This is a genomic window from Leptospira sarikeiensis (assembly GCF_004769615.1).
Classification (GTDB): domain Bacteria; phylum Spirochaetota; class Leptospiria; order Leptospirales; family Leptospiraceae; genus Leptospira_B; species Leptospira_B sarikeiensis.
Map to the genome: position 1 here is coordinate 226,219 of NZ_RQGF01000012.1, position 12,522 is coordinate 238,740.

At 39.8% G+C, this 12,522-nt stretch carries 10 protein-coding genes; 9 read left to right on the plus strand and 1 reads right to left on the minus strand.

The genetic code is table 11. From position 1 onward, the window contains the following. Positions 1 to 116 precede the first annotated feature (116 nt). The 9 genes from EHQ64_RS05470 (at position 117) to EHQ64_RS05510 (ending at position 10,737) form a co-directional block, all read left to right on the plus strand. A complete protein-coding gene (locus EHQ64_RS05470; RefSeq protein WP_135648490.1) occupies positions 117 to 1,244 on the plus strand; it encodes a glycosyltransferase in 1,128 nt (375 codons plus the stop codon). Next, positions 1,241 to 4,000, plus strand: a complete 2,760-nt coding sequence (gene polA, locus EHQ64_RS05475; protein WP_135648491.1) for a DNA polymerase I — start codon at positions 1,241 to 1,243, stop codon at positions 3,998 to 4,000. Before EHQ64_RS05470 ends, polA begins: the two co-directional genes overlap by 4 nt. 163 nt (positions 4,001 to 4,163) lie before the next feature. Next, positions 4,164 to 5,171 carry a Fic family protein gene (locus tag EHQ64_RS05480; protein WP_167882362.1) on the plus strand — a complete coding sequence of 336 codons (1,008 nt, stop codon included), beginning with the start codon at positions 4,164 to 4,166 and terminating at the stop codon, positions 5,169 to 5,171. 85 nt (positions 5,172 to 5,256) lie between these two features. Further along, a complete protein-coding gene (locus EHQ64_RS05485; RefSeq protein WP_135648493.1) occupies positions 5,257 to 6,216 on the plus strand; it encodes an aldo/keto reductase in 960 nt (319 codons plus the stop codon). Positions 6,217 to 6,291: 75 nt separating this feature from the next. Then, the gene (locus EHQ64_RS05490; RefSeq protein ID WP_135648494.1) at positions 6,292 to 7,188 is read left to right on the plus strand and encodes an alpha/beta fold hydrolase; all 897 of its coding nucleotides are present in this window, start codon (positions 6,292 to 6,294) and stop codon (positions 7,186 to 7,188) included. Positions 7,189 to 7,307: 119 nt separating this feature from the next. Continuing rightward, positions 7,308 to 8,129, plus strand: coding sequence for a histone deacetylase (locus EHQ64_RS05495; RefSeq protein ID WP_135648495.1), 822 nt, complete (start codon positions 7,308 to 7,310; stop codon positions 8,127 to 8,129). A gap of 117 nt (positions 8,130 to 8,246) precedes the next feature. Then, a complete protein-coding gene (locus EHQ64_RS05500; protein WP_135648496.1) occupies positions 8,247 to 8,603 on the plus strand; it encodes a PilZ domain-containing protein in 357 nt (118 codons plus the stop codon). Positions 8,604 to 8,702: 99 nt separating this feature from the next. After that, a complete protein-coding gene (locus EHQ64_RS05505) occupies positions 8,703 to 9,485 on the plus strand; it encodes a GNAT family N-acetyltransferase (RefSeq protein ID WP_135648497.1) in 783 nt (260 codons plus the stop codon). A gap of 157 nt (positions 9,486 to 9,642) precedes the next feature. Further along, positions 9,643 to 10,737: a hypothetical protein gene (locus EHQ64_RS05510; protein ID WP_135648498.1), complete on the plus strand. Its 1,095-nt coding sequence runs from the start codon at positions 9,643 to 9,645 to the stop codon at positions 10,735 to 10,737. A 40-nt stretch (positions 10,738 to 10,777) separates the two neighbouring features. On the opposite strand, the gene EHQ64_RS05515 is transcribed toward EHQ64_RS05510, so the two are convergent. Then, on the minus strand, positions 10,778 to 12,520 hold the full coding sequence (locus EHQ64_RS05515; RefSeq protein WP_135648499.1) for an acyl-CoA dehydrogenase family protein: 1,743 nt from the start codon (positions 12,518 to 12,520) through the stop codon (positions 10,778 to 10,780). Between the last annotated feature and the right edge of the window lie 2 nt (positions 12,521 to 12,522).

The window sequence follows — 12,522 nt, forward strand, 5'->3', positions numbered from 1 at the left end:
CTGTTATATTGAATTTATTGTCGCTAAGGCGAATTCGGTTTGTCCAGGACTTTTTTCCGAAAAAGAAAGAATGGTAACTCCTTGCAGAATTCGAGCCGGAACCCCAATTTGATCGGGTGATTCTTCATATCGACACAGAAACCGGCTGGAGAGGAGGAGAGAGGCAACTTTTTCTTCTCGCGGAAGGTTTAAAAAAGCAGAAAATTCCCCAACTCATTTTATGTAAACCGGGTTCCGCATTGGAAAGCCGTTGCAACGATGTAGGACTTCCAACAGTTACGCTCCCTCTCAAAGGAGAATGGGATCTTGGCTCTGTAAAAGCATTAAGAGAATTGATTACTTCTCGTGGGATCAAACTCATTCATGCTCATACTGCAAAAGCACATTCCATCGCATGGATGGCAAAAGCAAAACTTCCGAAAGTGAAGTTAGTCGTATCCAGAAGAGTCGATTTTAGGATCCGTAAAAATTGGTTCAGTAAACGTAAGTATGTTTCCGATCGAGTGGATCTATTCTTAAGCGTATCGAATCGGATCCGTGAAATTTTAGTCACTGATGGGATCGACCCTGCCAAGGTAGTTACAGTTTATAGTGGGATCGATTTAGGAAGTTCTAAGAAAACTGGCGACATTTCTTATTTAAGAAAAGAATTCAATCTGCATAAAGACGATCTGATCATCGGGAATATCGCTGCTCTTGTGGATCATAAGGATCAGAAAACATTACTGAATGCCCTCGCAAAAACGGAGACGGATAAAAAGTATAAAGTCCTGATCGTGGGAGAAGGCGAACTAAGAAAAGAATTGGAACGTCTTGCATCCGAAAAAAAACTTTTAGATAAGGTTATCTTCACCGGTTTCAGAACGGATATCCAAGAATTACTTTCCTTATTCGATATATTCACTCTTACCTCCAAGGAAGAAGGTTTGGGAACTTCGATCCTGGACGCAATGGCTTCCGGCCTTCCGATCGTCGCTACGAACGGTGGAGGGATCTCCGAAATGTTGACCGAAGGAAAAGGTGCATTCGTTTCTTCTGTAGGAGATCCGGATTCTCTTGCAGTTTCTTATAAAAGATTATTAGAAGATCCTAAACTAAGAAAATCGATGGGTGCCTTTAATAAAGAATCCGTAAAACGATTCTCCGTCAAAAATACGATCAAGAAAACGGAACTTGCGTATTATAGTTTATTGGGAGAAGAGATCTATTCTTCACAAAAAGGAAAATCTGGAGAAGCAGCATGAAAAAATTACTCATAGTAGACGGACATGCATTCGCATTTAGGGCGTATTATGCCTTTGCTGCTTCTAACTTAAAAAACTCTAAAACCGGACAGCCTAGCGGAGCGGTCTTCGGTTTTTTTAGAATGTTATTCAAACTTTTCGAGGATTATGCTCCTAGTCATGTTGCCATGACATTCGATCCAGGCGGTCCCTTGGACAGAGGGACCACTTATAAAGAGTATAAGACGAACAGAAAGCCTATGCCTGAGGATCTTCGCCCTCAATTGCATGAGATCATGGACACCTTGAAAGTCCTAGGCTTTAAGATCTTAAAGATAGAAAGGCAAGAAGCTGACGATATCATAGGAACACTTGCGGAAACGTATAAATCTTCAGCCAAGGAGATCTTGATTTTCTCCGGGGATAAGGACTTATACCAAATATTAGAAAAAAAGAATATAAAAATGCTCCGCGGGAAAAAGGGAGTCACCGAATTCGTAGAAATAGATTCCGGATGGGTAAAAGAAGAACTAGGTGTGGATGTAAAACAGATCCCTGATTATATGGGGATCGTAGGAGACACTTCCGACAATATTCCAGGTGTAAAAGGGATCGGCGAAAAAGGAGCCATGAAACTCATCCAAGAATATAAAAACTTGGAAGGAATCTATAAAAATATTGAGAAGATCAAAAATCCGGGCTTAAAGACAAAGCTTGCAGAACATAAGGATAATGCATTTTTATCCAGACAGTTGGCAACGATCAGAAGAGACTTAGATCTTGGAATTAAAGACGACGATCTGAAAATTCCGGATTATACTTCGGATGAAAGGATCCAATATCTAAAAAACCAAGGATATAATGTTCTTTCTAGAGATCTTGCAAAATCTGTAGGAAAAGAGCCTCCGAAAGATGAACCGGAAGAAGCCGGTCCTAACTCTAAGGCTCCTGCGGCTAAAAAAGGAATTTATAAACGTGTAGAGAGTATCGAAGAACTCACCAAACTCGCAAGGGCTTGGAAAAAATCTCCGATACTTTCGGTAGATACGGAAACAACATCCCAATACGCATACGATGCAGAATTACTTGGGATCTCTCTTTGTAATCAAGAAGGTACAGGATTTTATATCCCTGTAACTCATACCCAAGAAGGTCTTTTTAGCAATCAAGATCAACTTCTTCCTTTAGATCAGGTCCGTGAAATATTGGGTCCTATTTTGGCGGATCCGAATATTCCAAAAGTCGGGCAGAACATTAAATATGATCTGATCGTTTTACAGAATCATGGTTTCGAAGTCGCGAACATTGTATTCGATACAATGATCGTTGCCTATATTTTAGCACCGGAAAGCCGCAGGTTCAATATGGATGATCTTGCTGAGGATCTTCTAAATTATAAAACCATAACGTATGCGGATCTAGTCGGAACGGGTAAGAACAAGAAAAATCTTTGGGAAGTGGATCTGGACAAGGTCAGCGAATACGCTGCAGAAGATGCAGATGTAACTCTTAGATTGTATAATGTCCTAAGAAAATCATTAAAACAATCCGGACTCGAAAGTGTATTTAAGGACATAGACCTACCTTTGATCCCTGTGCTTACCAAAATGGAAAAAGCAGGAATTGCAGTAGATTCCAAATACTTCGGAGAACTTTCTAAAGATTTCCAAAGAGAAGTGAAAGATCTTGAAAGAGGAATTTATAAAGCTGCAGGAAAAGAATTCAATATCGCTTCCACAAAAGAGCTCCAAAAAGTCCTTTTTGACGAATTACAACTAAGAGTCGTAAAGAAAACTCAAACTGGATATTCCACAGACCATGAAGTATTGGAAGAATTGCTAGGAGAACATCCGATCATCGAAAAACTTTTGGATTATCGAAAGTATACAAAGCTGATCTCTACTTATGTGGAAACTCTTCCCACAATGGTTTCTCCTAAGGATGAAAGGATCCATACCAGTTATAATATGACGATTGCCGCAACCGGAAGGCTTTCTTCTACGGATCCGAACTTGCAGAATATTCCGATCCGTGAAAAGGAAGGTAGATTGATCCGAAAAGGATTTATCTCCGGTCATAAAGATTTTGAGGTCTTGAGTTTGGATTATTCTCAGATTGAACTCAGGATCATGGCACATATTTCCAAAGACCCTGCAATGATGGATGCTTATAAAAAAGGGATCGATATCCATAAAAGGACTGCGGCAGCGATTTACGGAGTTTCAGAAGATCTGGTAAGTCCTGAAATGAGAGACAAGGCTAAAGTAGTTAACTTTTCTGTAATATATGGAGTTACACCATTCGGCCTAAGTCGAAATCTCAGGATCCCAAGAGACGAAGCAAAAAGTTTTATAGATCGATATTTAACTCAGTATCCAGGTGTTCAGAAATATATGGATGATACGATTGCTTTCTGCGAGGAGAAAGGATACGTAGAAACCTTAAAGGGAAGAAGAAGACCTGTTCCGGATATCAATTCTACGCATCGCCAGGCGAAAGAAGGAGCTAAGAGAGTAGCGATCAATACTCCGATCCAAGGAACTTGTGCGGATATGATTAAGATCGCGATGATCCAGATCCAGGAACAGATCGAGAAGAAAAAATGGAAATCCAAACTTCTTCTGCAAGTTCATGACGAATTAGTATTCGAGGTTCATAAATCCGAGAAGGATGAGTTCCTAAAAACTTGTAAGAAGTTGATGGAGAACGCATTACCTCTGGATATTCCGATCAAGGTAGAAGGGAAATTTGGGCAGAACTGGGATGAGGCGCATTAAAATACTTAACAAAAATATAGTTTTTTATATCAGATTTTGCACATAAGACTTGTCATATATCATATATTCTGAGAAAATCTGATATATGATTCCCTTTGACCCGGAAATTCCCTATGATTTGCCGGACCTACCGCTTTCAATAGATTTGGAAATCCCAAGTCTATTGAAATTAATCGCGAAGGCTCGGACCGAGCTTGGAGAGCTAAAGGGCTTTGCGACTGCCTTGCCTAATCCAATGCTTCTGCTTTCACCTGCGATCATCAAAGAGTCTGTAGCAAGTTCGAATATAGAGAATATCAATACTACCGTCTCTCATGTGTTGCAACAGTCCTTATTTCCGGAGTACGAGCGTAATGATTATGATAAGGAAGTTTTAAGATATAGAAGCGCAGTTGAATTAGGTTATTACGAGCTGAGAAGATTTCCGATCTCTCTTCGTTTGATCGAGAGAATACATACCGAGTTAATGTTCGGAAAAGAACCAGGGTTTCGGAAATTACAAAATCGGATCATAAATTCAACTTCTGGAAAATTGATCTATACTCCTCCAATCGCTTCTAAAATTCCCAAACTGATCTCAAATCTGGAAAAATTCCTGAACAATGAAGAAGATGATATTGATCCACTATTAAAATGTGCGATCGCTCATTATCAATTTGAAGCGATCCATCCGTTCTTGGATGGAAATGGTAGAACAGGAAGGATCTTGATGGTCCTCTATTTGATCCAAGCAAAAATATTATCTCTTCCTATTCTATACGTAAGCGGTTATATTAATAATAACAGATCGAAATATTATGAATTATTAGCGGCAGTATCTTCCGAGCAAGATTGGATCCCTTTTTTGGAATTTATGTTGAATGCGTTTTATCTTCAGGCTAAATCCACAAAAAATCTATTATTTAAGATCATAGAGTTGTACCAGAATTATAAAAAAGAAATTTCTGTACGATTCCCTAAATTAGCTAAAACAGGAATTGTAGAAGCTATGTTTGCTTCTCCAGTTCTTTCTCCGGTTAGTTTGGGAGAACGTATCGAGGTTCATTACACTACCGCGACTAGATATTTAACGGATCTCAAGGAAGCAAATTACCTAGTCGATATGAATTACGGAAAATACCATTTATTCATTAACAAGGCATTATTAGATCTCTTACAGGAAGAAAATTAATCCGGACTGAACTTTAAGAATTATATATTTTTAGATTGAGTCTTTCTTAGGCCCCCTTATAAAAATCCGCGGTTTTGGAGAAAATATGGAACTTAGACATTCTAGAAAAAGATTCCTAAAAGATCTGACTACTTCCGCACTTGGTTTAAGCCTTTCTGGAAGTATACTTTCTTCCTTATTCTCCCAAACGTCCGGAGTTTCTAAAATGTTAAAACGTAAGATCCCAAAAACCGGCGAAGAAATTCCTGCAATCGGTTTAGGCACTTGGCAAACTTTGGATGTGGATCCGGAACCTTCTTCCCTTGCGCCTCTTCGTGAGGTTTTGTTGGAGTTCCTAAAATTCGGAGGAGGGGTGGTGGATTCTTCTCCTATGTATGGTCGTTCTGAAGAAATATTCGGGATCTTATCCAAAGAAATTCCCGATCCCGATCGTAAAAAATTCTTTTTAGCTACTAAGGTTTGGATCAGGGGAGAATCCGCCGGTAAGTCTCAGATTGAAGCTTCTTTCAAAAAAATGAACGCGGAGAAGATCGATCTATTCCAAATCCATAATTTACTAGATACTCAAACTCATCTGAAAACTTTACGAAATCTAAGAGAAAAATCCAAGATCAGATATATAGGTCTGACACATTTTACTACTTCTGCATTTTCGGAAATGGAAAGGATTTCTGAAAAAGAAAAACCGGATTTTTTGCAGATACCTTATTCTATAGTAACTAGAGAGGCGGAGAATAGAATTCTTCCTTTTGCTCAAGAACATGGAATTGCAGTACTGATCAATCGCCCTTTTGAAGAAGGAGGATTGTTTAGAAGAACTAAGGGAAAAACTCTACCGGAATATTTTAAAGAATGGGATTGTAATTCGTTCGCCCAAGTGTTTCTAAAATATATTCTTTCTCATCCTGCAGTTACTTCTGTAATTCCGGCGACTTCTAAACTTTCTCATTTGAAGGATAATATGGGAGCCGGCTTAGGAAAACTTCCGGAAGGAAAAGAAAGAAAAGTTTTTTTATCCAACCTTCTAGACACTTTGGATTCATAATTTCTCCTAATTTCCATTTTTAAACTTTTCAATCCTAAAGAGAGGAGTACAATACGGATCTTCTAGGAGGAAACTATGTCGGAACCGCTTTGGAAAACTCATCCTTTGGCTTGGAAAGCATCCGGAGCATTCTTTGAATGGAAAAAGAAAAAATTATTCTATAAGATCAGCGGAGAAGGAGAAGCAATTTTACTTCTACATGGTTTTCCAACATCTTCCTGGGACTGGAAAGATGTTTGGGAACCTTTATCTCATAAATACAAACTTTTCACTCTAGACTATTTGGGTTTTGGATTTTCGGAAAAACCTAAGGACGGACATTATTCCATTTTTCAATACGCGGATCAGGCTGAATTCTTACTACAAGAGCAGGGAATTAAAGAAGTACATATTCTCGCTCACGATCTGGGAGATACGGTTGCTCAAGAACTTCTAGCCAGATATCGGGAAAAAATTTCCGGACAAAGGATCGGAGGCCCCGAAATCAAATCCGTATTCTTTTTGAACGGAGGGATTTTTCCGGAAACACATAGACCTAGAGTGGTACAGAAATTATTAAACGGGCCTTTAGGCTTTTTATTTTCTCGCTTGGTAAATAAGTCCTCTTTCCAGAAAAGTTTTTCGGAAGTTTTCGGGCAGAATACCAAACCTCATCAGGAAGAACTGGATGGATTTTGGGAATGCGTGAGCAACGGCGGCGGAAAAGCAATTTATCATAAATTGATCCGCTACATACGAGAAAGAAAGATCTTTCGGGAGAGATGGGTGGGAACCATTTTAGATTCTCCTGTCCCGTTTGCTTTTGCTGATGGCTTGGATGATCCTGTTAGCGGTAAACATGTAGTCGAACGTTTATTGGAGCTAAGGCCTGAGGCGAAAGTTTACGAACTTAAAGGGATCGGACATTATCCTCAGACGGAAGCTCCGGAGCAGGTACTAAAGGCGTATTTAAACTTTCGAACAAACGTTTAGTTTATTCGCTCGGAAATTTGTTTCTGAGCGAGATCCGAACCCATATAATCAGATGTCTGGATTTATTTCCTTGAAAAAAGGATCAAACCTGCCAGACTGTAAAGAAAGCGAAAGAATTCATGGGTAAGGTTGCATACAATAATCCTAGATTTTTTGATTTTGTATACGATGACTTTTTGTGTGCGGCTGTAGATTCTCACACTGCTCAGTCCGGAGTATTATTCCATTCTCTTACAAAAGAAAGTGTCGGCGAACTTTTCGAGATTACCGGAGTTTTGGCTGAACTAAAAAAAAGAGGATATGATTCTTTCGAATTTGATCTTTCGGGTAGCGACGATACCTACCAAAAACTGACCCTCACTTATCAAAACGAGATCCTAGTTCATTTACGTTTGAGTATCCAAGAGTATAGGATCCGTATCAATGATTACTTCTTTAAGGAAAAATATCTAGTAGTCAATTGGCTACAGACACGTCATCCGAAACAGGGTGGAAAAAATCTTACACGCTTGTATCCTGGCCAAGATGTTCCTGGGCTTGGGATTTTCCCGGAGATGTCTGACCTGATCGGGTTTCTGATCATCTCTCTTAGATTGAACGGTGCAGTGATCCGCCCGGAGTATTTTCATGATGCAGTACTCTTCTCCCGTAAATTCCAATTCTTAGAAGCCGAATCCAAGGCTCTATACCTGGCCTTAAAAACCACATTCCCAAAACAATCCATCAGGGCGATCTCCACTTTGCTTCATAACGGAAAGATAATGGATGCAAAAAGAGGAGTGATCGAATGGAAACCGATCGAGATGATCTTCTTCTTGGAAAAAACTTTGAACTTCTTCGTATTCAATCGTAAGTTCCAGAAGAAAGTTTCTAAAATTCGTTCCACTTACAAACTCTCTCTGATAGAGGGTGCAGAGGCGGAATTGGGACTACATACTTAGTATTATTTTGAACGACCGTTACGTAATTATTTTTCTCTCGGAATTCGTTTTCTTCTCCCGTCTTATCCATTTATAATATAGGTTTGGCCATTATTCTGGTTTCCGGAGGATCCTAGGATGGATAAAAGAAAACAGGTTAGGGTAGTCCCTTTCCCGAAACAGCCCGTTCAACTCCAATTGATGGGAAATGGTTTCTTAGACATTCTTATGGCTCAAGACGTAAGCGAAGGTGGTATCGCTGTTCGAGTCCCTCATAAATTTGATGGCTGCGATATCCATTCGAGCGTGGAAATTCTTGTTTCTCTTCCAGGATATAAACCTTTCAAAGCCTTGGGTAAAATAAAACACCTAAGCGCATCCAAAGAAGCACAGGGCCTTTTCGGTCTTCAATTCACTCAAATCGACTCTAAAGGCAAAGAATTCCTTGGCGATTATGTCAAAAAATTAGCCTCACTCCGCAGAATGGCAGGTTAATCGACCAGGTCAGTCATCGGAATTTCTTCCCCACGTAATCCGACTGTAACGATTTAGGAGGATAGATAGAATCATCCTAATAGGAAAAGAAGGACGACAATGGGATCAGGAATAGTCCAAAAAAAGCAAAAAGTAGAACGTAAGCTTGAAGTAAGGATCGCAGAGAATCAACTCGAGATCGAAAGAACTTTAGCTCTTCGTTATGATGTGTTCAATCTTGAATTGGGAGAAGGTTTACCGCAATCAGCGGCTACTCGCAAAGACAGAGATGAATACGATCTATTTTGCGACCACCTTATCGTTGTAGATAAGAACAGAGATGACATGATCGTCGGAACTTATCGTATCCTGCGAAGAAGTGTCGCTAAGGCAAATCTGGGATTTTACTCCGACAACGAATTCGATATTACTAAAATTTACGAATTAGAAAGAGAACCTGCAGAGATCGGACGCAGCTGCGTTCATCCTGAATACAGAGACGGATCCGTAATCTCTCTTCTTTGGGGCGGACTCGCTCAGTACATGAAGAAGAACAATATCGGATACCTTTTCGGTTGTGGCTCAGTTCATAGCACTGATGCTCAATCTGCAAATGAAGTTTATGCGTTCTTGAAAGACAAACAAGCTCTTGCTGGAGAAGCTTTCGACGTAAAACCTCTTCCTGGGTTTGAGATGCCAGGTTTCGATCAGAACTACACTCCTGAAGATATCAAAGAAGTTTCTAAAAGAATCCCTGCATTGATTAAAGGGTATATTAGAGCCGGATCGACAATCTGCGGAATTCCAGCATTGGATGCAGTTTTCAAGACTACCGACTTCTTTATCATCTTCGATATCAAAGACATCGAAGCAAGATACAGCAAACACTACTTAGAAACCTAAGTTTTGTCTAAAAAACGGGCTCTGATCAGGGCCCGTTTTTATTTATAGAGGTTTTTGGGACCCGAATACCGGGCCGATACACCTTGACCATTTAGCCTTCCCCTTTTTTTCTATACTAAATCATTCTCAAACACTAAGACCGACGTTTGGGCCGCTCATGAATCAGATCGATTTCCAACATCCTACATTCAGAGATCAGATCCGTTTTTATATTCTAGTATTCTTGTCCTTTCTTCTCATGAGTGTTGGTTACTATTTAGGAGTTTCTTCCTACATTTTAGGTTGGTTTGCCTTCTGCATTTCTGCATTTTCAGTCGCGGGGAACGATGCAGTCCAGACTGTAGGGACCTTTATAGAAAGTAAAAAGTCGGTACATTGGTTTCCTAAACTTGCAGCTTTGGGAGGACTACTTGCGATCGTTTTCGGATACGCTTGGTGGTCTGCAAGTGGAGAAGTCCATTTCCATAGATTGGATAATTTTACTCCTCCAAGCGAATTCAATTTTTTACAACTGATCGCACCTATCGTTTTAGTGATCATCACTAGATTAAAGTCCCCTATCTCAACTACATTCTTGATCTTAGGATTATTCGGTGGGCAAAATATAGAAAAGATGCTTACCAAATCTTTTTTAGGATACATGATCGCATTCATCACTGCGATCGTTGTTTGGGGAATATTGGTCAAAGTAGATCCGAAAGAATATTATGACGATCATATGCCCGATCCTAGAACGGAAAGAAAATGGGCGATCTTACAATGGTTTTCTACTTTATTCTTATGGGCGGCTTGGCTTGCTCAGGATGCTGCAAATATTGTCGTATATCTTCCTAGACAATTGAGTTTGATAGAGTTAACAGGCGCAATCTCTGTTTTGATCATTGCATTAGGGATCATCCTATATACCAATGGAGGGACTATCCAGGAGATAGTGACCGAAAAATCGGATATCCAATGGTCCAAAGCTGCGACTATAGTAGATATAGTATATGCTAGTATCTTAATCTTCTTCCAGAAGATCAGTAATATGCCTATGTCTACCACTTGGGTGTTCTTAGGTATGTTGGCCGGAAGAGAAATCGTTCTTAATTTTCTTACTTATAGAGACGCTCCTTACCTGGAAACTTTTAGAAAAGTAGGAAAGGATGTACTTCTTGCTTCTATCGGAATTGCAGTAAGTATATTTATCTTCTTACTCGCGTCCCAATTCTATCCGGAAAAGACATCTTTTCTTCCTAAATTCCTGAAATGATTTCCAGATAGAATTGGTTAAACGTTTCGCTCGCGATTACTTATACTGCATTTTCTATTCTATAGATGCATGATTTTGCAATAGCAGTACTGTCGATTAGATATGCTCTACAGTCCTTTGCCCAACGATCGAATTGGTCGTTTTGTTCCAGTTTTTGTAAAGATTTCTCATATAACATGCTACATAGATATCTCGCGGTGATGATCATTAAATTTTCTGCGACTCTTTCTTTTGCCTGATCATCTTCGATGGATCTAAACTTCGTGATTGCGACTTCGAATATATTAGATTGTTCGGTGAGGAATTTAGAGGGAGATCCTATTTCGGCCTTAATCGATTCCAGATATTTTTTGAAGTTACCTTCTCCGGTCATTCCGGCTACAATTGCTCCGACTGCAATACGAACATGGATTTGGCTTGTTCCTTCGTAGATCGTATTGATCCTAGAATCTCTAAATATTCTAGCTACATCGTAATCTTCGGTATAACCTGCTCCACCGTGAATCTGGACGGCTATGTTCGCAGATCTATGTCCTTCTTCAGAACAATAATATTTTGCAATTGGAGTAAGAACAGAGGCGAGATTTCCCCATTTTTTTACTTTTTCGTCTTTTCGGATCTCTCTATCTTCTTTGTTACCTTTCTCCAAGCGGATCTGATGATGTTGGTACATATCCACAACGCGAGCTGTTTCAAACGTTAGAAGTCTAGACGCGTTGACTTCTCTTTTGATTTTATTCAACATTTCGGAAACAGCAGGGATCTCTGCGATTGGTCTTCCGAATTGTTGTCTTTCTTCCGCGTATTTTCGAGATTCGTAATATGCTCCGGCTCCACTACCCGGACCGCATGCGGCACTTCCGAGTCTCATAAAATTTGTCATACCGGTAGTGTATCGAGTGAGGCCGAGTCCTTCTTGGCCTAGAAGTTCTGCATACGTATTTTCATATACGACTTCGCAAGTAGGCGATGCATGAATTCCCATTTTTGTCTCGATTCCTGCAATCGTTACATCCGAACTTTTTACCAAGAATACGGATAAACCTCGAGCTCCTCCATTTCCTGTTCTCGCAAGAGTCAGTAAGCTAGAAGGGTAAGGGCCGAGTCCACATCCTTGGGATATAAAACGTTTCGTTCCGTTTAAGCGGTAATGCCCGTCTTCCATTTTTACGGCAGTCGTTCTAACATTATTTAGATCGGATCCGAAATCTGGCTCGGTAAGAGACATTGCAAAAAGAGTTTCGCCTGTTGCAGCTTTGGCAGCGAAATTTTCGATTTGTTCTTCTGTTCCGTATCTAGAAACGATCTGTGCTAAATTTAGAAGAGCGACAGTCATACAAAAAGAAACATCCGCTCTTGCCATGATCATTCCGTAAAATGCGCTCATTGTCCCTGGAAGCCCTAATCCCCCAGCCTCTCTCGAAATAGAGAAAGGCATGAGTCCGGTGTCTCTGAATTTTTCGTATATCGATGTTGTTTCTTCAGGAAAGATTACCGTTCCATTTTCGTAACGTAAGTGTTTACGATCCATGATGCTTGAAAGCTGAGAAACATCCTTTCCGAAAAATTCCCCCAAAGATTCAAGGCTCGATCTGTATAATTCTACAGCTTCTTGGACACTTGAAGGTGCCATTTCATATCTTGGATTATTCGTTTTCTTATAAAATTCGTGATCGAAAAATTCTTCACCTTCCGTTGATTTTACGATTGAATCCCAATCGATCAAATGTTCGAAAAATAATTTTAGATCTTCGTCTTCCGTAAAATAATTATTAGCTATCATTT

Coding starts and splice junctions, on each gene's coding strand:
- EHQ64_RS05515 (WP_135648499.1), bottom strand. CDS start 12,520: ATGATAGCTAATAATTATTTTACGGAAGACGAAGATCTAAAATTATTT.
- EHQ64_RS05510 (WP_135648498.1), top strand. CDS start 9,643: ATGAATCAGATCGATTTCCAACATCCTACATTCAGAGATCAGATCCGT.
- EHQ64_RS05495 (WP_135648495.1), top strand. CDS start 7,308: ATGGGTAAGGTTGCATACAATAATCCTAGATTTTTTGATTTTGTATAC.
- EHQ64_RS05490 (WP_135648494.1), top strand. CDS start 6,292: ATGTCGGAACCGCTTTGGAAAACTCATCCTTTGGCTTGGAAAGCATCC.
- EHQ64_RS05485 (WP_135648493.1), top strand. CDS start 5,257: ATGGAACTTAGACATTCTAGAAAAAGATTCCTAAAAGATCTGACTACT.
- polA (WP_135648491.1), top strand. CDS start 1,241: ATGAAAAAATTACTCATAGTAGACGGACATGCATTCGCATTTAGGGCG.
- EHQ64_RS05500 (WP_135648496.1), top strand. CDS start 8,247: ATGGATAAAAGAAAACAGGTTAGGGTAGTCCCTTTCCCGAAACAGCCC.
- EHQ64_RS05505 (WP_135648497.1), top strand. CDS start 8,703: ATGGGATCAGGAATAGTCCAAAAAAAGCAAAAAGTAGAACGTAAGCTT.